Below are 23,161 nucleotides of genomic sequence, written 5' to 3'. Positions count from 1 at the left end.
GCACTGCGTAAGCAGTAAGCACCCGTAGCTCAGCTGGATAGAGCGTCGCCCTCACAGGCGCCAAGCCGCGCGATCGCGGGCAGCGCTGCGAAATTTGCAATCCCCGCGCCGCCCGCCATCGGTCATGCCCGATCCTGTGGCCTTTCCTGCGAGATGGTGGGCGCATCGGTCGCCCGTTCCAAAGCGAATGCCTCTTTTCCCTTTACGGCCCAGCGTCAGCCAAATCGACCGGACTGATGGAAATCATCTCCATCGTTGAAGTGCGCGGCGGCGCCGCCGGCGCCGTGATCATGGTGGCAACCCGGCGAAACGACGCGAACGACAATCCTTCGATCATCTCCTCATCGGTGATGACTTCGTAGGCACCAGGAGGCAAGAGGCGGTCGATGCCCTTGATCCGGAAGGGATGCTTGAAGGTGACCGTTTCGCGTCTGGAGCGCATGGTCATGATCGGCTATCCTTCAGAAACGGCTTTGCATCGGCGCTATAGTGAAGCAATCCGTTACCGTGCTCTTTGTGCCTAGCTGGCTATCTCTTTATCATGAGATGGCTGCGAAGTCACCAAATACAGGGCAATACACATCCCGGACTTCTTGTCGATGCCGGCGGACGAGATGCTTGCTGATGCCAAGTGGAGAAATGCGAGTTGGCGATCGGCGAGCATAGCGACTCGGGGATAAGAAATATTATCTCGCAAATCTACCCGCCGAGATAGACCTGGGGCGGTTGGCTGCAACCGTCAAGGCGCGATGGATCTGCGAGCAAGCGCATCTACAGTTGAAAGAGCAATTCGGTCTCGATCACTTCGAGGGACTGTCCTAGCACGGTCTTCCCCGTCACACTCTTATGACGATGATTGCTTACGCCTTCTTGCAGCACTGCCGCATTGCCAAGACGGGACAGAAAAAAGAATCGACGGGCCACCTCAGCCCAGCCTGCCGGCCGTGCGTCCACCATCGTCGCTCTCATTCTTTGGCCATCAGATCCGCGATACCCATACTGCAGAAGACGGGTCAGCGAAAAGCAACGGCGTGAACAAATCTGCCAAGGTAGTGTCAGCGCATACGCGAGGCGCCTTTATGATCGTGCAGGAAACGGGCGATCCGCGTCTTCAACACAGTGGCGTTGTGCGATTTGCCCGAGGCCGCGTGCTCGAAGAGCCTGCGTTGGACGTCAGCAGGAAGATCATTCCATTCGCTGACCAGGGCGGCACCCAGACATTCCAAGACTCTGCGCTCCACGTCCCGCAAATCGCGGGCTTCATAGGGTAAAGGCCACGCCAGCTCCTGCGCTCCGCCTTCCTCGTCCCAACGGTCGAGAGCGGTTACCATTTCTTCTCCCGACGTTGGCCTTCGATCTTTCTTTTTGACCATGCTACATAATCGCACATATCGGCATTAAACGCCATTCGCTCGATCGCGGGTCGATCCGAAGCGGCAATCCTTCCAGTACCGAGAATGCCGCGGCCGCGGAACTCGGTAGTTCGCCCATCGGTTATTGCAAGGGTTTGTTCGCGCGGCGTAGAGGCTCAAGGTTCACCATGGATGTGATCGTTACACCTGCAGAGGCAGGCACGGTTTGGCAGCTGACGGACCTGCTCGGGCGCTCGATGGGGCGCATCACGGCAAGCGCCCCCGTCAGTTCATGATCTATCCGGAGGGCCACGCATCGGAAACCATGGCCAGCATACAGCAAGGGCCGCACGCCTCGCTCGACGCTGCACTGGCTGAGATCGAGAGGCACACCCCGGGCCTCTGCCGTCGAAGTCCTGCGGAAGATCAGTCTTAGACGGCGCCCGAGAACCCCAGCTCCTCGGCAGAGTATCCTATATTTACTGCGAGAAGATCTATATGTTTTACGGGTAAGCCGTGATCTTGCCGCTCAATATGACGGGACCATCGGTTCCGGTAGAAGGACGTGCGGATCTTCGCGCGAGGAGCGAGGCGAATGTGGGCTCCGGTGGATGTCACCGCTCGATCATTTGCGCCGTGTTCGCCGAGATCTTTTGGCGGCTCGGCTTCACGCAACCCTGATAGCGCGGAGAGGACCCGCTTGAGCCGCTTGGTCATCGTCTCCAACCGTGTCGCCTTGCCAGGAGAAGCTGCGCAGCGCAGCGGCGGACTTGTGACCGGCCTCGTCGACGCTCTGCATCAGGCTGGAGGCTTATGGTTTGGGTGGAGCGGCAAGCTAGGAGAAACAACACCAGAGCCGAACGTTTTCGAGACCGAGGGAGTGACGTACGCCACTGTCGATCTTACCCGCGCGGACCATGACGGCTACTACAGCGGCTTCTCCAACGCGGCATTGTGGCCCTTATTCCACTATCGTCTTGACCTCATGAACTTTACCCGCCGGGACTTGGCCGCCTATCGACGGGTGAACGCCCTACTCGCCGACGCCCTCGCGCCCCTGCTCAGGCCGAGTGACCTCGTCTGGGTCCATGACTATCATCTGATCCCGATGGCCGAGGAACTTCGCCGCGCCGGGGCCACACAACGGATCGGGTTCTTCTTGCATACGCCGTTTCCGTCTTTGGGGGTGCTGGCGACCCTTCCCCGCTACGGCGACCTGCTGAAATCACTGTGCGCTTACGATCTCGTAGGCTTCCAAACGGTGGAGGATCTGACCGCCTTCCATGACGCCATCGTTCGCCGCGCAGAAGGCAAGGTTTCGTCCGATGGCCAGATTCAGGCTTTCGATCGCGTTCTTCGCGCCGGCGCCTTCCCGATCGGGATCGATACTGAAGCCATTGCCCAAATGGCCAGTCGCGCTGTGACGTCTCGAACGGCACGCCGGCTGCAGGAGAGTCTGCGGGGGCGCCAGCTCATCATTGGGGTGGACCGGCTGGATTACAGTAAGGGCCTCGAGCACCGGTTCAAAGCGTTCGCCGGTCCTGCTTTTTTGAGGCTGGTTTCAACAATCCCGTCCATATCCGTCTTGCTGCGTGCGAGACCATGAATTCGAGGCCCATAGGCGATATTGTCGTAAATCGATTTGGGAAACGGGTTTGGCTTCTGAAACACCATACCTACACGGGCACGAAGTTGAACCACGTCAAGGCCACGCTCATAGATATCGGTGTTATCGATCTCAATGTCGCCGGTAACGCGGCATATCGGAATCGTATCGTTCATTCGATTGAGACAACGCAAGAACGTCGACTTGCCGCAACCGGAGGGACCGATGAACGAGGTGACCGACTTCTCCTGAATATTGACCGTAACGTCAAAAAGCGCCTGTTTCTCTCCGTAGAAGACGTTGACATTCTTTGCGGTAATTTTCGACCGATTTGCGAGAACTTCGCTAGATGCGCCAATCGTCACCGATGGCATTGTTGGTGCGCTGTGGGTGTTCATTGAAAACTCCGTAACTCCGGGCTTGCCGTATGCGCTCGCAAATCAGGCCTTACCATTGCAGCTTCTTTCGAAGCCGATAGCGGAAGTAAATGGCGACACCGTTGAGAAGAAGCGTAATCGCCAACAAAACAAGGCCGGCTGCGGCGGCATTGGAGTGGAAATCATCGCCCGGGCGAGACACCCGGTTGAACGCTTGAATTGGCAGAATGGAGCCTGCTGCAGGGGGTGCTGGCGTTTGTGGTCGTCGCTGCGGTTTACGTCGTGGCGCTGAGATCGGACATGCCAGTGCCCGAAGTGCGGGCGTTGACGTTCTTTTCGCTCATCGTCGTGATCGTCAGCCTGATTCTGGTCAACCGATCCTTCAGCGCATCGCTGCTCACCGCCCTGCGGCGACCGAACCGGACGCTGGCCGCGGTGCTCGCCGCCGTCGCCGTTATCCTGGCCCTCACTATGCTTTGGCCATTTGCGAACCAGCTCTTCGCCTTCGGCCCCCTCCACGCCGACGATCTCGCCCTGACGCTCGGTGCAGGCTTCATTGCGCTGCTCGCGCTGGAAATGCTGAAGCCGCTGCTACGCCCGCAGCTGCAGTCCCAGAGCCGGCCAAGCCAACCTCTTGCGATGGATCAAACGCCGAAGCCGACGGAACGCTAGATTGCGTCTCGGAAAAAGGAGAGCCCCATGGCGTTCAAGGACATTCTGGTGACATTGACGAGTTATCCCGATCCCACCCCGGCGTCGGTTACCGAGGATGCGGTCGCGATTGCCGCAACTTTCGGCGCTCACCTGGCGGCGGTGGCCTGCGAGGTGCATGTGGAAGTGCCCGGGCACTTCCTTTCCGGATCGACGGCTAATATTCCCGGGATCATTGCGGGGGAAACGGAAAAGAGCCGAAACAGCGCCAAGGCCATGCTGGCGGCATTCGACGCCGCCGCAAACAAGGCCGGTATTCTGCACGAAGCCCATCTCGAAAAATGCCCGACCTACGCCGTGCCGGATCTGCTGGTAGACCACGCACGGCTTCGAGACCTCACTATCGTGCCGGTGCCGGAAAGCTACGACCAGTGGTACGCAGAAGCCGTGATATTCGGGTCGGGGCGGCCAACCCTCGTTCTGCCCGAGAGCCCGCGTGCGCGCCCGTTCGAACTGGGCACCGTTGCCATCGCCTGGGACTTCAGCCGCGCCGCGGCCCGCGCTATTTCCGATGCCATGCCGTTGCTCGAAAAGGCGAGGAAGGTGCGGATCGTCACCGTCACCAACGAAAAGAAGCTGGACAGCAGGCATTCCGCCGAAGCACTGGCCAAAAACCTGGCGCGCCACGGCATCGACGTGGTGCTCGACAAGGTCGATGCCAATGGCCGAGGGATCGGCGAGGTGCTCGAAGCCTACACCGTTTCGCACCGGATCGACGTTCTCGTGATGGGGGCCTATGGGCACTCGCGATGGCGCGAGTTCATCTTGGGCGGCGCCACCAAGAGCCTGCTGTCGAAGCCGCCGCTCCCGATCCTATTTTCGCATTGAGGGCCGCGTCAGCCTTCGGCGCGCCGTGGAGGTCCGATGGCGGAAGACACCAACAGAGATAATTCCCGTCCGCCATTGAAAGTCCGCCGGGTCAGCCTGGACACGGGACGCGAAAACGTCGTCGTAATTTCGCGCCACTCCAGCGCACTGCGGCCCGACCTATTCCGCGGCTTCAGCCGGGTGGAATTGCAGTGCGGCTCGAAGGTGTTACTTGCCACGCTCGTGATCACGGACGACGACGCGCTGATTGGATCCGATGAAGTCGGGCTTTCCGAGCCGGCGTTCCGGCGCTTTGCCGAGCCAGCGGGCAGTCTCGTGACGGTCAGCCCCGCTGCACCGCCTGAAAGCCTCGATGCCGTTCGCGGCAAGATTCAGGGCCGAACGTTCGAGCCCGCTGAGATCGACGCCATCATCAGCGACCTCACGCATTACCGCTATTCGGACATGGAGATCGCGGCGTTCCTGATCGGCTCGGCAAGCTTCATGACCAGCCGCGAGTTGCTTGCTTTGGTCCACGCGATGGCGGCGGCCGGGACGCAACTGAAATGGCCAAGCCCCATCATCGTCGACAAGCATTGCATCGGCGGCATTCCGGGAAATCGAACTTCCATGATCGTGGTCCCAATCGTCGCGGCGCATGGCCTCACCATTCCCAAGACATCATCGCGCGCGATCACCTCCCCGGCAGGCACAGCCGACACCATGGAAGTGCTGGCACGGGTTGACGTGTCGGTGGAAGAGATGAAGGAAGTCGTCGCCGCGTGCCGCGGCTGCCTGGTCTGGGGCGGGCACGTCAATCTGTCGCCGGCCGACGACATTCTCATTTCCGTCGAACGCCCGCTATGCCTCGATACCCGCGAGCAGATGGTTGCCTCGATCATTTCGAAGAAGCTCGCGGCGGGTTCGACCCATCTGCTGATCGACCTCCCAGTCGGACCGATGGCCAAGCTTGCCAATGCGACAGAAGCGATGCGGTTACGCAAGCTGTTTGAGTTCGTCGGCGACCAATTCGGCATTGCGGTAGAGGTGATAACGACCGACGGCCGGCAGCCAATTGGCAACGGCATCGGCCCGGTTCTGGAGGCCGGCGATGTGATGGCTGTTCTCGCCAAGGACGCAAGCGCGCCAGCCGATCTGCGCGAAAAATCCCTGAGACTTGCCGCGCATCTACTGGAATATGATCCCCAGCTTCGCGGCGGGGCAGGTTACGCGCGCGCTCGCGAACTGCTCGACAGCGGCGCGGCTTTAAAGAAAATGCAGGAGATCATTGATGCGCAGGGGCCTTCGACCTGCCGCAACGACATCGGAAAACTGACATTTGACGTTCGCGCTGACAATGATGGCTCCATTTCCGAGATCGACTGCCTGCAACTGAACCGTCTGGCACGGACCGCGGGCGCGCCGATCGACAAGGGTGCTGGCATTAAGCTGTTCTGCAAGATCGGCGATCGTGTAGAGAAGGGCCAGCCACTCTACCGAATCCACGCCTACGACCAGGCGGAACTCGATCTTGCCGTCGCCGCTGCAAGGCGCAACAGCGGCTACTTCGTCGGCGCCCGCCATCCGGCTCCCATCGAGGCCGCCCCGTGAGCGTAGCCGTCATTCAAAGCCTGCCATCGTCATCCCGCGACGCATCCCGGCTCGCCGCGCGACTTGCCTTACCGATTCACGAGATCGCCATCCATACGTTCCCCGACGGCGAAATGCGGGTGACCGCCGGACGGGCAGCGTCCACGACGATCATCTATGCCTCGCTCGACCGTCCCAACGACAAGCTCATTGCCCTGACACTTGCTGCCGAAGCACTGCGGCGGGGCGGCGCGCAACGCCTCGTGCTGGTCGCGCCTTATCTTTGCTACATGCGGCAGGATACGGTCTTCCACGAGGGTGAAGCGATCAGCCAGAGGGTGATCGGCCCGCTCCTCGCCCGATGCATGGACCGCGTCATCACCGTTGATGCACATTTGCATCGCACCGCTGACATCAGGATCGTATTTCCCGGTATCGAGTCCGATAATCTCTCGGCCATGCCGGCCATATCAGACGCGTTGCGCAAGACCGGTCTCGATCCCATGACCGTTGTGGCAGGACCGGATGCGGAGTCTCTGCCCTGGGTCAGCGACCTCGCCGACCGGCTCGGCCTATCCTATACAGTTGCGAAAAAGACCCGCCGCGGCGACCGCTCCGTCGCAATCGAATTTCCGAACCCGGCATGCGTTGCCGGCCGTCCCGCCCTGATTGTGGACGATATCGTGTCGTCCGGCAGCACCATGATCGCCTGCGCCAAGGCGCTCTCCGCGGCCGGCGCGACGACGATCGATGCCGTCGTCACCCACGCGCTGTTTCCGGAAGAACTTTGCCGTGAAATGACTTCGACAGGCATTCGCTCGATCCGATCGACCTACAGCGTGCCTCATTCCACCAACGCCATCGCGCTCGACAACTTGCTCGTCGATGCCGTGAAAGGCGAATTGATGCACGAACATGCTTCGGAGATTTCTCGATGAGTGTGACCATCCGGTTTTGCGGCGCGGCGCGCACCGTCACGGGCTCTTGCTATCTCTTTGAAGCCCGGGCCGGACGTTTCCTGGTCGATTGCGGCCTGTTTCAGGGACAGAAGACCCTGAAGGAGTTGAATTACAGGGCCTTTCCATTTCGCCCCGCCGACATCGATACGGTGCTGCTGACTCACGCGCATATCGATCATAGCGGCCTGTTGCCCAAGCTCGTGCGCAGCGGATTTGCCGGCCGCATCTTGGCAACACGCGGCACCATCGATCTCTGTTCCTTCATGTTGCCTGACGCCGGCAGCATCCAGGAGTCGGAAGTCCTGGCGCTGAACCGGCGCAACGCCGCACGCGGACGCGGCGAGGTCAGTCCGATCTATACGCAGGCCGATGCGGTCGCCTCGCTGCAATCGTTTACCCCGGTCGAGTACGAAAAATGGCTCGACGTGATTCCGGGAGTTCGCGCGCGTTACTGGAACGCCGGGCATTTGCTCGGCTCTGCCTCGATCGAGATCGAGTTTGCCGATGGGAATACACCAGGTAAGCCAATGCGCATTCTCGCATCCGGCGATATCGGACCGGACGCCAAATTGCTCCAGCCCGATCCCGACGCCCCTTCGAGCTTCGACTATGTCATCGCTGAATCGACCTACGGCGACAGGGAGCGGCCGGTGACCTCCCCAGATGCGCGTCGCGCGCGTCTAGCCGAGGAAGTCCGCGACGCCGCAACCCGCAAGGGCGCGCTGCTAATTCCGGCCTTCGCGGTGGAGCGCACCCAGGAACTTCTCGTCGATCTGGTCGACCTGATGGAACGCGGCGACATCCCCCCTGCTCCGATCTTTCTCGATTCTCCGTTGGCGATCCGCGCGACGGAGGTATTCCGCAAGCACGCAGAAAGCCTCGATCCCGAAGTCGACCTCCGCCGGCTGTTGAACTCGGCGCAGCTGCGGTTCACCGAGACGGTCGATGAGAGCAAGGCGATTGCCAAGCTGACTGGCTTTCACATTGTCATCGCGGCCAGCGGCATGTGCGACGCTGGGCGTATCCGGCATCATCTGCGGAACTGGCTGTGGAACGCCAGAGCTACCGTGTTATTGGTTGGTTTCCAGGCCCAGGGAACGCTCGGCCGGTTTCTCGCCGATGGCGCCAGGGCCGTCCGCATCCAGGGCAACGAGATCAAGGTCGCGGCAAGCATCCGCAGCATCGACGATTATTCCGGACACGCCGACGGATCGCAACTGGCACGATGGATCGCCGCGCGCCGCCCGATTCTGCGCGGCCTGTTTCTCGTCCATGGCGAGGAGCCCGCCATTGCCGGCCTCGCCGAACGCGTTTCCGAGCGCATCATTCCGGCGGCGCGGGTGTTTCAGCCGCTGCTGGATGATATCTACGAATTATCGGCCGCTGTGCCGACACCGGCCGAGGCAGCCCGCCGCCGGCGGCTGGTGCCGGAGGCCGTGGTTGCGCTCGACTGGCACAATGACATGTCGAAGCTCGTCCTCGACATCAACGACCGCATCGAGGCCGCCGCCGACGATCGCGCGCGCGGCGTCATCATCAGGCGCCTGCGGCGAGCGTTGTCCTGACCCATACGAATCTCGATCACTCCGGCGCCCTACCCCTCCTTGTGAAGCTTGACTTTTCCGGCAAAATCTTCTGTTCGCGTCCATCGACCTGACGTCCTGCCGGACTCAGGACACCTGCAGGAGAAGGACGCCGAGTTCGCCAATCGCCACGGCTTCTCCAAGCACAAGCCGGAGCTGCCGCTCTACACGGAATGGACGCGCGGAAGGCGCTTGAGTTCCTACGATCGCTGCCTTTTGACAAGGACCATCCACTGACTGGCGGAGCCGGCGTCCGGAGCGTGATAGCCATCATGCCCACGGATACCGACGGTCCCTCGGGGCCTGCCCTTAAGGCATCGCCCCGAATTTTCCCCTGATATTCGCAGTGCTATCGATGACACCGTGAATTTCGTTTCCCGAAGGAGGCGGAACATGGGTCAGCTCTATTTCCATTGCTCCAACGCGAGAGGCACATTGGCTAATCGATCCGGCGCCGCGGTAGCCGATTTGGCCGAGGCACGTGACCACGCCACTAGCGTGGTGCGCTCGCTCCTTATGACGCGCCGCTCCGAAGATTGGCGCGGCTGGGTCTTGCACGTCAGTGATGATCGCGGCGATGAGATCTTCGTCATGCCCTTCGCCTTTGTGCTCGGCAAGCCACATTGAGAGGGCGCCATGTCAGTCGCCCGACGGTCAGTGATGGTTATAGGTCAGCACTTGAAGATGACCATGGCGAAGTGGCAGAAGCTGCTTGAAGCTGCCCGCGATCCCTATCGGCCCGAGCGTCACTACATGCGAGGCCCGGGCCCAAAGTGGCACGCGAAGCATCAGCTTAGCCAAAACGGCGTGCTCTAGTTCCCTATAGATGCGAAATTGGCGGTTGCCGGAACGCCTGGCCCATCTCGGCAAAGGGGCTCTGTCGTCCTTCGAATGCGCGCAAACCTGCTGGCGCCGTATTGAAAGCGAGCAGCATGCGGAAAGTTCGAGCTAGTCGTCAGCGTCAGCCTATTTCAGATGCTTGGGGGACCCTCGCCTCACTACCGTGTCCCGACAAATCTGATGCTCATCACGGCGTGATTGCCACCTTCAGCACTCCGTCCCGCTGATTCGCGAATAGGTCATAAGCCCTCTCGATCTCGTCCAGCTTGAAGCGGTGAGTAACGAGGGGACGAGTATCGACCCGCCCCGATGCGATCACTTCCATCAGACGGCGCATGCGCTCCTTGCCGCCCGGACAAAGCGTAGTCCGAATGGTGTGGTCCCCGAGCCCGGCCAGGAAGGCATCGAGCGGGATTTTAAGGTCGCCCGAGTAGACGCCCAAGGACGAGAGCGTGCCGCCGGGTCGCAACACGCGCAGCGCCCCCTCGAAGGTCTCCTGACGTCCGAGAGCCTCGATCGACACGTCGACCCCGCGACCATCGGTGAGCCGCATGATCTCCGACACCGGATTTGCTTTGGTGAAGTCCACCACGTGGTCAGCGCCCATGCGACGGGCCATCTCCATGCGGGCGGGCACGGAATCGACGGCGATGATGGTGGTCGCGCCCATTAGTCGTGCACCAGCGATCGCGCACAGGCCAATAGGGCCTTGGGCAAAAACAGCGACCGTGTCACCAATGCGAATGGCTCCGCTTTCCGCTCCAGAAAATCCGGTGGACATGATGTCTGGGCACATCAGCACTTGCTCGTCGCTCAGGCCATCCGGAACTGGTGCAAGATTCGCTGTTGCGTAGGGCACGAGCACGTACTCGGCCTGCGTGCCGTCGATAGTGTTACCGAACTTCCAGCCTCCCATGGCCCTCCAGCCGTGCTTCGTGCCGGGCCCGTCCTGGGCATGGCAATCGCACAGCGCCGCAATGCTGTGACCTGAGGTGCAGATGGCGCCGGCAATCACCCGCTGTCCTTCCGTGTAGCCCCGCACCGCCGAGCCGAGCTTCTCGATCACGCCGACAGGCTCGTGCCCGATGGTCAGTCCTCTTGCGACCGGATACTCGCCCTTCAGGATGTGGACGTCGGTGCCGCAGATGGTCGTGGTGGTGATGCGGACCAGGGCATCGAGTGGCCCCACATCGGGAATCCGTTTCTGGTCCAGCACGATCCTCCCCGGCTCGACGAAGATGGCTGCTTTTATTTTCATGGACGTACCCCCCCTCCGTTTAGCCGCCGCGGTCCGCTGCCGTGCTCTCGCACGTTTGATTGATCCTCAAACCGTCAGGCGGCCTGGACCTTAAGGCCCAGGCAGGGCGGCTTTGAGGTATCGACCGATCAGCAATGCCGTCGGATAGGACACTTCTTCTTCAGTGCGGGCATGTGCCATCAACTTCTCGGCGAAGTGCACGTATTCTAGCTTGTTTTCCGCCATTGCGGCTTCAACCAAACCCTGGAGCGCCGTCACGATGTCCTTGTGCTCGGCGAGCATATGCGGCAGTTCGGCTTCGAGCCTGTCGGTCATCTTGAGTGCCTCGGCCGTGCCGGACTCGATCTGACCCTTCGACAGCGCACCGAGCAGGCCAAGCGGCGGCAAGGCATACTCTTCCTCTTTGACGAAATGCGGATGCATCAGTTTGGCGACGGCTTTTGCCGCTTCGCCGGTGCGTCCGCCGGCCTTGGTTGCGCGTGCCAAGTCGCTGTGTAGTTCCTCGTGCTCGGCCTTTAGTGAAGGCGGTATCTGGAACTTCATGGCTCTCTCCCATTGTCACGGGCCGAGCGCTGCCAAGCGCCCGGCCTTTAGTAAGTATCTTTGACGTTAATCAGCGTGCTGTTCGGCGCCTTTTCCGAGCGCCGCCTGGTGCAGGTTCTCGGCGAAGGTAATAAAGCCGAGTTCTGCGCTGACGCGCTCCCGGCTGTGCGGCACTTCGGCGGCGGTCTTGGGCTCCAGAGGTGCCTTCTGGAGTTCGCGCACGTGCGCGAGTCTTTCGTTCAACGCATGCTCTATCTTTTCCATGAGCACTGCCTTGAGCTTCGCCAGATCGCCGGTCTCTACCGCATGCTCCGCAGCCGGAATTACTGGCCCATAGTCGATGCCGGCGGGCTTTAGCCCCGTATACGCGGCGCCTTCGCCGGCGCGGTGCAGTCGAATCACCGTCTCCATGACGGCTTGGTCCGCGAGCTCCCGTGCATCGGCCCCGAGGCCGCGCACCTTGCGCGACTTCTCAAACGCCGCACGTATTTCCGCCTCGGCCGTTGCCGGCGCGTAGGCCAACACCGGATTGATATTCCCGGTTTCAAGCGCCTTTTGAACGGCTTTTGCGACTGGCCCGTCGAGTGAATCGCAGTGAGCCTGCGCGCTCTGTGCGCCAAACATAATTTCGGCGGCAACGATTGCAGCGATCAACATCTTAAGCTTAGTCATGCTGCACTCCTGGATTGATGTTTGCACGCGGGTATAAATGTCTTGTTTATTCGCGCGTTTATGCGATTGGCGAATTGATTTGAATCAATGGGCGTGAACGCCGTTCCTTGCCGGCTGGGTATGCAACATATTCGTCAGAATGACTGTTCCTAGCTCGACTCGGACGGGCGGGTCGCGCAGCAGATTTCCGCTTATAGTCCGCAAGCCGATTAATTCCGTGATAGCCACGCTCACCAGAATGCCCCTCGTTTTCGTCGTCGACGACGATACCGACGTGATCGTCTCGCTCCGATTCTTGCTGGAAACCGAGGGTTTCTCAGTCCGTACATTTCGCAGCGCCGACTCGCTATTGAACGCCATTACGATGGACGGAGCCGATTGCTTGATGATCGACCACAGGATGCCGGGCATGAGAGGCGTTGACCTCGCTGGTCTCTTGCGGGAACGCGACATCGATACGCCAATCATTCTCATTGCCGGTCACCCCGACACGTCCATTCCAGCCAAGGCCGCAGCCGCCGGCATCCGGCATGTGCTGGTCAAGCCGGCATGTCGAGGACGCCTCTCCGGCCATATCTGGGACGCGATCAGCAGCGATTCCCGGGCGTTCGCGCGATAATCCCTGACCTCCGGGACTCTACGTACGGGCTTGCCCTTAAGGCATCGAGCGAAATTTTCGAGCGGGTCTGTTCCATTTACCAATACGCCAGCCGCCGCAGAGGAGATGGCTCAAATGCTCACCCAATCGACCGCCGCTTCCCTCAACGTCAACCGGGTCGTTCCTGGATCGTTTGCCCCTGTCGAAGCCTTTTGCGGCCTCGCCGGGCATGCCGGCCTGATCGCCACCGAGTTCACCTACCGCAAGGACGAAGAAATCTATGGCGAGGATGAGCCGGCGGAATATGTCTACCAGGTTATCCGCGGCGCCGTCCGCACCTACAAACTCCTCTCCGACGGCAGGCGCCAGATCGGCGCGTTTCACTTGCCCGGCGACGTCTTTGGCCTGGAATCCGGCGCCACCCACCGCCTGGCGGCCGAAGCCATCACCGACACGACGGTGCGCCTGGTAAAGCGCCGCAGCCTCGACCAGGCCGCAGGCACCGATGTTCAAGTCGCTCACAAGCTCTGGACCATGACGGCAAGCGATCTCAAGCACGCCGAAGAGCACATGCTGCTTCTCGGACGCAAGAAGGCCATGGAGCGCGTCGCTACGTTCCTCCTCGAGATGGATCGACGACTTGCTGTCGCCGGCATGATGGCGCTGCCTATGTGCCGTCGCGATATCGGCGACTATCTCGGCCTCACGCTTGAAACGGTGTCACGCGCACTGTCGCAATTGAACGATGAAGGCGTGCTCGGCTTTTCCGGCGCCCGGCAGATCGTGCTCCGCAACCGCCAGCGCCTGCGCAATATGGACGTCTGATTGATCGAGCTTTCAACGGCGGCTCATCTCTTGCCGCCGTTGACGCAACCCCGCTATAAGTCGCGAGCAAATGCCGACGCATTGCTCGGGGCTTCCTGTTTGGACGTGTGCCGATCGCGAGTATTCGCGGCGACACTCCGGGAGATTGAATCCTCTACCTTCCATTGTCTACGATGAAAAGTCGGCCGCCTTCACCTCGAACCGATCTGCATGCAAAGCCCCCTCATGAATCTCGTCCATCTAGCAAACTCTTTGCTTGACAATATCTATCGTCCGGATTTGACCGAAGCACGTGAACACGCCACATGCCGCAGTGATCCAGATGCCGGCGAAGGAGAACAACGGCAAAGCCCTCGTTGAGCGCGAGGCAGATGATATCGCCCGATGTCATTCGTAGAGGTCCTTAAGCAATCCACCCGAATTTCCAAAGCGGGCTCGTTTAGATATGAAAGGAGGAACTGGACGTAGGCGTTTCGGTCGATGAGCGGCCAAACAAAATCAAAACAGAGCGATACAGCTCCCAGGGTTCGGGCGGTGTTGCCCGACGTGACCCCAACGCCAAGCTTAGCAGCAGTGACTTAGCTCAGGAGGCTTCCATGATCACGGCACTTTCAAATGCTTTCAGTTCGCAACCCAACTCCTACACCGACACGGATTGTCTGACCTCGCAGCGGTTCGTCGATTTTGACCTTGATCAATCCCGCGCCTCTCGCCGCCGCCATCGAGTTCTTTCCAGCGCGCGAGAGGTCGTCGCATTGTTCCACCACCATATTGAAGATCGCCCGAGCCTCCAATAGGAGCAGCGCGATAGCGGGAGGCAAACAATGAAAATTCTCTCCGCGAGTGACGTGTTTCTCGGGCTTACTGTGGCGAGCACCACTCTCCTAGTCGGCGTCAACGCCTTCGCGCTATTCCTTTTGCGCTGACTATCAGACGAACGATTGTCCGATACCGTTTGTGGTAGTATGGATGCGCCGTTCTCAGCAGTTCGCCGCATCTCCGGTTCACGGAGACCGTCGACGAGAGCAAGTCGATCGCGAAACTCACGGGCTTCCACATCATTATTGCCGCAGCAGCATGTGCGACGCCGGGCGCATCCGGCATCATCTGCGGAACTGGCTGTGGAACGCCAGAACCACAGTGTTGCTGGTTGGTTTCCAGGCCCAGGGAACGCTCGGCCGGTTTCTCGCCGACGGCGCCAAGGCCGTCCGTATCTTGGGCAACGAGATCAAGGTCGCGGCAAGCATCCGTAACATCGACGATTATTCCGGACACGCCGACGGATCGGAACTGGCGCGATGGATCCCCGCGCGCCGCCCGATTCCGCGCGGCCGTTTCTCGTCCACGACGAGGAGCCCGCGATCGCCGGCCTCGCCGAACGCGTTTCCGAGCGCATCATTCCGGCAGCAAGGGTGTTTCAGCCGCTGCTGGATGATATCTACGAATTATCGGCCGCTGTGCCGACACCGCTCGAGGCAGCCCGCCGCCGGCGGCTGGTGCCGGAGGCCGTGGTTGCGCTCGACTGGAACAATGACATGTCGAAGCTCGTCCTCGACATCAACGACCGTATCGAAGCCCCTGCCGACGATCGGGCGCGGCGTCATCATAGGCGCCTGCGGCGTGCGCTGGAGGAGTAGCGTTTTTGAGTGAAAGCCTGCCCCGGACCTGATCCGGTTTGGGTACCGGTTCGCGCGAAAAAAAGCGCCAAAGCAAAACTCTAGAGCGCCAGTCTGACGCTGCAGATATCGTGTTCGACCGGGTCCGACTTCACTTCGAAGCCCAGGCTGCGGCACATCGCCAGCATGACCGTGTTGTCGGCCAGCACGTCGCCCGAGATGGCCTTCAGTCCTTCGGACTTCGCATATTCGATGATCATCTGCATCAGAGCCCAGCCGAGCCCCCTGCCCTTGAGGTCCGATCTCAGGAGGATGGCGTATTCGCCGCTCTCGTAGATCGAGTCCGAGTGCATCCTGACCACGCCCACCAGTTCGTTGGTCGCCTCGTCGAATGCGACAAACGCCATCGCACGGGCATAGTCGAGTTGCGTCAGGCGAGCAATGAACTCGTGGGAAAATTCCTTCATCGGCGCGAAGAACCGCAGCCGCAGATCCTTCATGGTGACATGTTTCAACATCTCATGGATCAGCGGTTCGTCCTCGGGCCGGATCGGGCGAACGAACACCCGCCAGCCGTCCTTGACCTCGATGTGGCGTTGCCATTGCGAAGGATACGGCCGCACGGCGAAATTGGCGGGGCCCGAGCCGCTAAACTTCCGCTCCACGCGCCCGATCACGACGCGCGCATCGACCGCCAGCACGCCCGCTTCATCCGCCAGCAGTGGATTGATATCGAGGCCGCGGATTTCGGGAATGTCCGCAGCCATCTGCGCCAGCTTGACTAGAACCATCGCGACGGCGTCTTGCTTCACCGCCGGCACGTCGCGATAGGCGCGCAACAGCCGGGAGACACGGGTGCGTTCGATCAGGCTGCGCGCCAGTTGCAGATCCGAGCGGCGGAAGCGCCAGCGCCTTGTCGTTGATGATCTCGACCGCCGTCCCGCCACGGCCGAACACGACGAGGGTGCCGAAGGTCGGATCGTCGGCGAGGCCGAGAATGAGTTCGCGCGCCTTCGCCCTGACCACCATCGCCTGCACTATCACACCCGAAATTCGCGCCTCCGGCCGTAGCGATTTGGCTCGCGCCAGAATGTCGGCGGTTGCCTTGCGGACAGCGTCAGGACTGGTGAGATGGAGTACGACGCCGCCGACGTCGGATTTGTGCACGATGTCGCGCGACATGATCTTGAGCACGACGGTCGAGCCTTGCGCAAACAACTCTGTGGCATGCGCGACCGCCTCGTCGGCATCGGCGGCAGCGAATGTCGGAACGGCGGCGATTTCATAGGCGTCGAGCAGCTGCTTGACCTCGATCGGATCGAGCCAGGAGCGGCGATCGGCCAGCGCCGCGGCAACGAGCTGCCGCGCGGTTTCCGTGTCGGGCACAAACTCGCTCGGCATGGCCGGCGGAACCTGCGCGAGCGCCTCCACCACTTCGCGATGTCGAACCAGATGCATAAAGCCGAGCACGGCGTCGCCGCCAGTCTGATAATTCGGAATTCCGGCGCCGCTCAGCAAGTCGCCGATCGACTGGTCCGCCCCGACCCAGACCGCGAGTATCGGCTTGGGTCGCATGCGATGTTCGGCGCGATATTTCTGGACCACCCCGGTCACGGCCGTGGCAATCTCATCGGCACGCGCGATCGCCGTCTGGACATTCATGACCAGCACGGCGTCATTGTCCGGGTCGGCCAACAACACTTCGAGTGCCGCGGCATAGCGCGCGGGATCGGCGTCGCCCACGATATCGACCGGATTCGACTTCGACCATGTCGGAGGCAACACCGCATTGAGCTTTTCGCGGGTCGCAGGCGAGATGTCAGCGGGAATGCCGTCCAACTCGACCAATCGATCGACGGCGAGCACGCCGATGCCGCCGCCATTGGTCAGGATCGCCAGCCGTTTTCCGGGCGGCGATTTGACCCGTCCGAGCGTCTCCGCACAGTCAAACAATTCGCGCAGATCCGATACCCGCAAAATGCCGGCGCGCTGGAACGCTGCATCGTAGACGGCATCCGCCCCGGCCAATGCACCGGTATGGGTCGCGGCAGCTTTCGCGCCTTGCGCCATCCGGCCCGACTTGACGACGACGACCGGCTTGATTCTGGCAGCCGCGCGCGCGGCCGACATGAACTTCCGGGCGTCCTTGATCGCTTCGATGTAGAGCAGGATGGCCTGCGTCTTTTCATCCAGCGCGAAATAGTCGAGCAAATCGGCGATATCGACGTCGAGCTGGTCGCCGATCGAAACAATGCCGGAAAAGCCGACCGCGCGCTGCGCCGCCCAGTCCACCATACCGGCTGCGATGGCGCCGGACTGGGAGATCAGCGCCAGATTTCCCGCGGCCGGCATATGCGCGGAAAAGCTCGCGTTGAGACTGACGCAGGGCATCATGATGCCGAGGCAATTCGGACCGATCAGCCGCACGCCGTATTTTTGCGCGGCCCGCTCCGCCGCCTCCGCCAGCGAATCGGGACCGTGGCCAAGTCCGGCACTGACAATGATTGCGCCCGCCGCGCCGCGGCGGCCTGCCTCGTCGATGAGTCCGGGAATAAACCGTGCCGGTGCGGTGACGACAACCAGTTCGGGCGCAAAAGCCAATTTTTCGATACTGCGGACGGTTGCGACACCGTCGATCTCACGATAGCGCGGATTGACGAGGCCGAATTCGCCTTTGAACTGTGCTTTACGAATATTGTTGAGAATGGCGCGGCCGACCGAGTCATGGCGCGGACTGGCGCCGATCAGCGCGACCGAACGCGGCGCAAGCATGTTTTTCAGGCGATAGGTCGACATCGTGTTCAATACCCGGCAGATCGCGGGCCCTTGCGAAGGTACCCCACGCAATGTGGTTTCTGGAGCGGAATAACAACTCGGCTGGGTCTCGGACCGATGACAAATCTGGCCTCAATCGGTGGCTTTCGTGGGAACTAGTGAAGAACGTAATCGCCGGGCGCATCGGGCAGAATACTCTCGTCCGGTTTGGTGCCCATGCCCGGCGGTTCGGATGGCTCACTGGATCGCGCGGCCAGCCACTTCGTCCATTCCGGCCACCACGATCCTTCAACCAGCGGCACAGTCTTCAGCCATTCGTCTGGACCAGTGTAGGTGGCCTCCGCCGCCTTGGTCTTGACCCGATAGGTGTGGCCGTGCTCGCCGGGAGGCGCCACGATTCCCGCATTATGGCCGCCGTTGGTGAGAAGGAAGGTTACGTCAGCATCGACCTGATAATGAATCTTATAGACGGATTTCCACGGAGCGACGTGATCGCGAAGCGTCCCTACCACGAACATTGGGGTGTGAATATCCGACAGCGAGATCGGCTTGCCCTCGACGAGGTATCGGCCCCCGGCCAGATCATTGTTGAGGAACAGCTTGCGCAGATACTCGGAATGCATCCGGTATGGCAGGCGGGTGGCATCCGCATTCCAGGCCATCAGATCGCTCGGCGCGGCCCGCTCTCCCATCAAATAATCACGGGTGAGCCGCGACCAGATCAGATCGTTGGAGCGCAGCAGTTGGAATGCGCCCGCCATCTGCGTGGTATCGAGAACGCCGCGCTCCCACATCATGTCTTCGAGAAACGCGACCTGGCTTTCGTTGATGAACAGGGTCAACTCGCCGGCCTCGGTGAAATCCGTTTGCGCGGCAAGCAAGCTGATCGACTTCAGGCGGTCGTCACCGTCACGCGCCATGGTCGCGGCTGATATCGACAACAGCGTTCCACCCAGACAATAGCCGAGCGCATGAACCTGGCGATCGGGCACGATATCGCCGATCGTGTCGAGCGCGACCTTGACGCCGAGCTTTCGATAGTCATCAAAGGCGACCTCACGGTCGGCCGCGTCCGGATTGCGCCACGAGATCATGAAGACGGGTGAAGCCTTCGCCGGTGAGATACTTCACCAGCGAGTTCTGCGGCGACAGATCGAGAATGTAGTACTTCATGGTCCAGGCCGGCACGATCAGGATCGGTTCCGGATGCACTTTGCCGGTGGTCGGATAATACTGGATCAGCTCGACCAATTCGTTGCGGAACACCACCTTGCCGCGCGACGTCGCGACGGTTTCGCCGACGACGAAATCGTCGGTTTTGACAGGTCCAAGACCCGCGGACGCCAGGCTCATCCAGTCGGTGCAGAAATTATGCCAGCCTCGCACGAAGTTCTTGCCGCCGCTCTCGAACGATTTCCGCAGCACTTCCGGATTGGTCGCGGCAAAATTGGAGGGCGACAGCACGTCCAGCATCTGCCGGACCGAAAATTCGACGATCGCTTCGTTCTGTTTCGCCACGCCGCGTACGCCCGTGGTAGCGTTGTGCCACCATTGTTGGCTCAGTAGAAACGCCTGCGCCATCAGATTGAATGGTGGATGTTCCCACTCCGGCCGATCGAAGCGCCTGTCCTGCGCTGGCGGCCTGATCAGCGACCACGGTCCCTGCCCGGGCGAATAGAAGTGTTGTACGGCTTCAAGAAACCGCTTCGCTTCGACCAGCGCATCCTGCGAAATCTCGATCTGTCGCTGCGGCGACCAGGCGAGATGCGAAAGCCAGTCCGCATAGGCCAGCAGCAGCGCTGCTGGCGAAATGCCGCCGCTCATGCGCGCCAGCATCGCATGAAGGGCGCGATCGGCCTGATATGTTTCGCCGTTCGTTCCTTGCGTTACCGGCGCAACTGGCTGTTCGGCCGGCACGGCTGACTGCCGATAGCCACCCTGGTCCGCGGAACGGGCACGAAGCGGCAAGATGGTCACTTCCGCCATTGGCAGTGTTGATTTCGGCTGCATGGTATTTAGCCGATCAGTTCAGCGGCGACCGCTGATTAAGTTCGAAGTGGTGGCGATCATCCGCTCGCCATGCCTGAACAGCCGTTCGGAGTCGCGGCGAAGGAAGTCGAGCTGATGCTGCCCGCATTCCTGACACATCGTCTTGACGTCCTTGACGGAATGGGCGCCCGCCATCTTCGCCACGAACTCCGTGAAAAGATGCATTTCGGTACGAGTTCGCTCCAGCACCTCGTCGGTGAAGAAAACGAATTCCTCAAACATAATCCTTTGCGCGCCGAACATGAACTCCAGTGCACTCTGGTTCAATTTGGAGGCTTCGGCCTCCCCATCGGCAGCTGATTGGGAGGAGCCGGATACGGCCCGTTCAGGCAGCTCTGCCATGACAATCTACCTCCGATTTCTGGGTTCTGGGTTCTGGGGAAACGATACCGACAGGCATCGGGCGGCCATTGAGATGCATCAAACTGGCGGGTAGCGGCCGGTTGGCCCCGTGCCCGATTTCAACGCACCGGCTCGCCGAGATGGAAAGTGACAGCATCCGAGCGCGACGATTTCGCGGTCGGTCGGGTGATCGCAGGGCTCGGCGCGAAAGTCGAGATCCCCGGGGCACGACGGCTTTCCTTCAGATGCTTCAGCGGCAGCGTCTTCTCGTTTCCGGGCCCCATGATAAGGACCGCTCGCAACGTTCCAGCGCCTCATCGATGCGTGGAAAGAAGGTCGGATCGCCCTCGACCTTGCCGGAGCCGATGGTATTGGCCTTTGTGATGCAGATGCGGCGTTGCCAGGTGGGCAGGAATCGTCCGCTCGTCGACACCCTCCAGGCCCAGGTAAAAAAACCTTGGCGACGCGGCGATCGACTCAGACGACGGCGTGGCTGTGTACGGTCATGTCTTTATCTCTTTGAAGAAGGATCAGTGCGACATCAGCACCGGCACGGTCATCGACTCGAATATGCCCCGTGTGACGCCGCCAAGAATTCGCTCCTGCAATCGCGAGTGGCCGTATCCGCCCATCACCAGCAGGCCCATATTGCTTTCGGCCGCGATCGATAGAATGCCTCCCTGAACATCGCTGCGTTCCGTGGCCAGCCGCTGGACCCTCACTGCGATGCCGCGCCGGGCCAAATGGACAACGAGTTGGTCCGAGGACGCCTCGCTCGCTTCCTCATTAACCGCAATCACGGTTACGGCTTTCGCGCCCATCAGAAACGGCATCGCATCGCGCAAGGCTCGAGCGGCGAGACGGCTGCCGTCCCAGGCAATCCCGACGTGGTGCGTGTCGAGCGGTCCCTTGTGGATGTAGGGAACCATCAACATCGGTCCGCCGGAATTAAACAAAATCTCCTGCGGAATGTCATTGTCGTAGCTAAATTTCGACGAGTCGGGCTGGAGCACGATTGTCATGTCGTAAAGCCGCGCAAGCGCTCCGATGGTTTCTCCGGCTTCGGCCGGGATCGCCGCTAAGCTCCTGACGCCGTAGGCAATTTCCGCCAGCTTGGCCTCGACCTCGAACACGGAAATCGCCGCGTCGGCCCTTTCCTGGGCACGCTCCTGTTCGGCCCCCACTACGGCAGCAATGGCGGCTCCACCGCCTCCCACCAGCATTCCGACGGTGCCCGTCGATTCATAGCCGATGGCCACCGCATCGAGATGCGACCGACGCGCCATTGTCAGTGCGACGGCAACCTCAATCACCGGCCTGACCGGACGCTCCGAGGGAATATGAACCAGAATGTTCCTGAACATCGCGCGTTCTCCCAAACATTCGCGAGGACGCTCGGCCCTCGGTTTCTGCATGCAGCGTAACCGACGCGTGTACGGTCGAAGTTGATGCACATCAAACCCGGGGAATTTCGTCCGGCAGCGCCCGCGAATGGCGGCGGCGCTTGATCTCCAATGCCCGGTCGTGGCCGAGAAAGCCATAAGGGCATGGGTGTCGATGCGCTTGCCGGTCTTTGCCGCACTAAAGCTGAGCCATCGAGGAAATCGAGCACGCGGCTGATCGACTTCGGCCGCTTCGGCTGCACCGATCGGCGGCTGTTCGGTCATGGATGCAGCACGGCAGCGCCGGTAATCTGCCCGGCGCGCAACTTCGAAAGAACTTCATTTGCCTCCCGCAACCGAAACACGCTGGTGTGCGTCCTGATGCCTGCTTGCGCTGCGACTTTAAAAAACTCGATGCCATCGCCTCGCGTCAGGTTGGCGACCGAAAGTAGCTGCCGTTCTTCCCAGAGGATATTGTAAGGGAACGAGGGAATGTCCGACATGTGAATGCCCGCGCACACCACGCGCCCGCCTTTGCGCACGGCGCGGAGCGCCAACGGAACGAGATCGCCCACGGGCGCGAAAATAATCGCGGCGTCGAGTAGCAGCGGCGGCCGATCCTCGGATGACCCGGCCCATTCTGCGCCAAGCGATTTTGCAAGACGCTGCGCCTCGACATCGCCCGCGCGTGTGAACGCATAGACCGAACGCCCCTGCCAGCGGGCCACCTGCGCGATGATATGCCCGGCTGCACCGAAGCCAAAGATGCCGAGATGCTTTCCATCGCCCGCCATCACCAGCGAACGCCAGCCGATCAGGCCCGCGCACAGCAGGGGCGCGATGGCGACATCGTCGCCGGCCTCGCCAAGCGGAAAGCAGTAGCGGGCATCGGCGACCAGATGCGTGGCAAAGCCGCCGTCGCGCGTGTAGCCCGTGAAGCGCGGGCGGTCGCAGAGATTTTCGCGGCCGCCCCGGCAATAGGAACATTCGCCGCAGGTATAGCCGAGCCAGGGAACGCCGACACGTTCACCAATTTTCAGGGATGTAACGCCAGCACCGAGTGCTTCCACCCGGCCGACGACTTCGTGGCCGAGAACGATGGGATAGGCAATGCCGGGCAATTCGCCATCGGCGACATGCAGATCGGTCCGGCACACGCCGCAGGCACTCACCTTGACGCGCACCTCGCCGTACCCCGGCACCGGATCTTCCCGCGGCTCAAACCGAAGCGGCGCGCCGGGCGCCGACAGGACCATGGCGTACATATCGTTTGTTC

At 61.0% G+C, this 23,161-nt stretch carries 18 protein-coding genes and 5 pseudogenes; 12 read left to right on the top strand and 11 right to left on the bottom strand.

Features of this window, described 5'->3' with window-relative positions; all coding sequences use genetic code 11:
- Window positions 1-202: 202 nt before the first annotated feature.
- The gene (locus tag ACH79_RS26125) at window positions 203-448 is read right to left on the bottom strand and encodes a hypothetical protein (RefSeq protein WP_161853518.1); all 246 of its coding nucleotides are present in this window, start codon (window positions 446-448) and stop codon (window positions 203-205) included.
- A 121-nt stretch (window positions 449-569) separates the two neighbouring features.
- Between ACH79_RS26125 and ACH79_RS26120 the strand changes: the two are divergent.
- Window positions 570-1,035: pseudogene (locus tag ACH79_RS26120) on the top strand (IS701 family transposase); the annotation flags it as partial.
- Between the two features lie 20 nt (window positions 1,036-1,055).
- On the opposite strand, the gene ACH79_RS26115 reads toward ACH79_RS26120, so the two are convergent.
- Window positions 1,056-1,373 (bottom strand): hypothetical protein, encoded by a 318-nt coding sequence (locus tag ACH79_RS26115; RefSeq protein ID WP_161853517.1) that lies wholly within the window; start codon window positions 1,371-1,373, stop codon window positions 1,056-1,058.
- Window positions 1,374-1,947: 574 nt separating this feature from the next.
- Between ACH79_RS26115 and ACH79_RS26110 the strand changes: the two genes are divergently transcribed.
- Window positions 1,948-2,958, top strand: a complete 1,011-nt coding sequence (locus ACH79_RS26110) for a trehalose-6-phosphate synthase (RefSeq protein ID WP_371419282.1) — start codon at window positions 1,948-1,950, stop codon at window positions 2,956-2,958.
- On the opposite strand, the pseudogene ACH79_RS26105 reads toward ACH79_RS26110, so the two are convergent.
- A pseudogene (locus ACH79_RS26105) lies at window positions 2,892-3,332 on the bottom strand (phosphate ABC transporter ATP-binding protein); the annotation flags it as partial. The gene ACH79_RS26110 and the pseudogene ACH79_RS26105 overlap by 67 nt on opposite strands.
- 249 nt (window positions 3,333-3,581) lie before the next feature.
- On the opposite strand from ACH79_RS26105, the gene ACH79_RS26100 reads away from it, so the two are divergent.
- The 6 genes from ACH79_RS26100 to ACH79_RS26075 all read left to right on the top strand — a co-directional run bounded on the left by ACH79_RS26100 (window position 3,582) and on the right by ACH79_RS26075 (window position 9,612).
- The gene (locus ACH79_RS26100; RefSeq protein ID WP_202639039.1) at window positions 3,582-4,007 is read left to right on the top strand and encodes a cation transporting ATPase C-terminal domain-containing protein; all 426 of its coding nucleotides are present in this window, start codon (window positions 3,582-3,584) and stop codon (window positions 4,005-4,007) included.
- Between the two features lie 27 nt (window positions 4,008-4,034).
- Window positions 4,035-4,874 (top strand): universal stress protein, encoded by an 840-nt coding sequence (locus tag ACH79_RS26095; protein ID WP_161853515.1) that lies wholly within the window; start codon window positions 4,035-4,037, stop codon window positions 4,872-4,874.
- Window positions 4,875-4,910: 36 nt separating this feature from the next.
- A complete protein-coding gene (locus ACH79_RS26090; protein ID WP_161853514.1) occupies window positions 4,911-6,464 on the top strand; it encodes a thymidine phosphorylase family protein in 1,554 nt (517 codons plus the stop codon).
- Window positions 6,461-7,381 (top strand): ribose-phosphate diphosphokinase, encoded by a 921-nt coding sequence (locus ACH79_RS26085; RefSeq protein ID WP_161853513.1) that lies wholly within the window; start codon window positions 6,461-6,463, stop codon window positions 7,379-7,381. Before ACH79_RS26090 ends, ACH79_RS26085 begins: the two co-directional genes overlap by 4 nt.
- Window positions 7,378-8,967, top strand: coding sequence for an MBL fold metallo-hydrolase (locus ACH79_RS26080; RefSeq protein WP_161853512.1), 1,590 nt, complete (start codon window positions 7,378-7,380; stop codon window positions 8,965-8,967). The genes ACH79_RS26085 and ACH79_RS26080 overlap by 4 nt, the downstream gene beginning before the upstream one ends.
- A 411-nt stretch (window positions 8,968-9,378) precedes the next feature.
- Complete coding sequence (locus ACH79_RS26075) at window positions 9,379-9,612, top strand: hypothetical protein (protein WP_161853511.1); 234 nt, start codon at window positions 9,379-9,381, stop codon at window positions 9,610-9,612.
- A gap of 400 nt (window positions 9,613-10,012) precedes the next feature.
- Here the strand turns inward: ACH79_RS26075 and ACH79_RS26070 are convergent, their stop codons facing one another.
- From ACH79_RS26070 to ACH79_RS26060, 3 genes are all read right to left on the bottom strand, one after another.
- Window positions 10,013-11,083, bottom strand: coding sequence for an NAD(P)-dependent alcohol dehydrogenase (locus ACH79_RS26070; RefSeq protein WP_161853510.1), 1,071 nt, complete (start codon window positions 11,081-11,083; stop codon window positions 10,013-10,015).
- Between the two features lie 90 nt (window positions 11,084-11,173).
- On the bottom strand, window positions 11,174-11,626 hold the full coding sequence (locus ACH79_RS26065; protein ID WP_161853509.1) for a hemerythrin domain-containing protein: 453 nt from the start codon (window positions 11,624-11,626) through the stop codon (window positions 11,174-11,176).
- A 66-nt stretch (window positions 11,627-11,692) separates the two neighbouring features.
- On the bottom strand, window positions 11,693-12,298 hold the full coding sequence (locus ACH79_RS26060) for a DUF6448 family protein (RefSeq protein WP_246738127.1): 606 nt from the start codon (window positions 12,296-12,298) through the stop codon (window positions 11,693-11,695).
- A 238-nt stretch (window positions 12,299-12,536) separates the two neighbouring features.
- On the opposite strand from ACH79_RS26060, the gene ACH79_RS26055 reads away from it, so the two are divergent.
- The 4 genes and pseudogenes from ACH79_RS26055 to ACH79_RS26040 all read left to right on the top strand — a co-directional run.
- Entirely contained in the window at window positions 12,537-12,917 is a 381-nt protein-coding gene (locus tag ACH79_RS26055) for a response regulator (RefSeq protein ID WP_161853508.1), read from the top strand.
- A 114-nt stretch (window positions 12,918-13,031) separates the two neighbouring features.
- Window positions 13,032-13,721, top strand: coding sequence for a helix-turn-helix domain-containing protein (locus ACH79_RS26050; protein WP_371419281.1), 690 nt, complete (start codon window positions 13,032-13,034; stop codon window positions 13,719-13,721).
- A 596-nt stretch (window positions 13,722-14,317) separates the two neighbouring features.
- Window positions 14,318-14,518 (top strand): hypothetical protein, encoded by a 201-nt coding sequence (locus tag ACH79_RS26045; protein WP_161853506.1) that lies wholly within the window; start codon window positions 14,318-14,320, stop codon window positions 14,516-14,518.
- 182 nt (window positions 14,519-14,700) lie between these two features.
- Window positions 14,701-15,358 (top strand): annotated as a pseudogene (locus tag ACH79_RS26040) (MBL fold metallo-hydrolase RNA specificity domain-containing protein); the annotation flags it as partial.
- Between the two features lie 80 nt (window positions 15,359-15,438).
- On the opposite strand, the pseudogene ACH79_RS26035 reads toward ACH79_RS26040, so the two are convergent.
- The 5 genes and pseudogenes from ACH79_RS26035 to ACH79_RS26015 form a co-directional block, all read right to left on the bottom strand.
- Window positions 15,439-18,133 (bottom strand): annotated as a pseudogene (locus ACH79_RS26035) (GNAT family N-acetyltransferase).
- A 134-nt stretch (window positions 18,134-18,267) separates the two neighbouring features.
- Window positions 18,268-19,948 (bottom strand): annotated as a pseudogene (locus ACH79_RS26030) (PHA/PHB synthase family protein).
- A gap of 192 nt (window positions 19,949-20,140) precedes the next feature.
- Window positions 20,141-20,503, bottom strand: coding sequence for a hypothetical protein (locus tag ACH79_RS26025; RefSeq protein WP_161853505.1), 363 nt, complete (start codon window positions 20,501-20,503; stop codon window positions 20,141-20,143).
- 530 nt (window positions 20,504-21,033) lie between these two features.
- Window positions 21,034-22,170: a universal stress protein gene (locus tag ACH79_RS26020; RefSeq protein ID WP_246738126.1), complete on the bottom strand. Its 1,137-nt coding sequence runs from the start codon at window positions 22,168-22,170 to the stop codon at window positions 21,034-21,036.
- Entirely contained in the window at window positions 22,167-23,150 is a 984-nt protein-coding gene (locus tag ACH79_RS26015; protein ID WP_161853504.1) for a zinc-dependent alcohol dehydrogenase family protein, read from the bottom strand. The genes ACH79_RS26020 and ACH79_RS26015 overlap by 4 nt, the downstream gene beginning before the upstream one ends.
- Between the last annotated feature and the right edge of the window lie 11 nt (window positions 23,151-23,161).

Origin of the sequence: Bradyrhizobium sp. CCBAU 051011 (genome assembly GCF_009930815.1) — a bacterium.
Taxonomy (GTDB): Bacteria; Pseudomonadota; Alphaproteobacteria; order Rhizobiales; family Xanthobacteraceae; genus Bradyrhizobium.
This window is presented reverse-complemented; position numbering and strand designations above follow the sequence as displayed.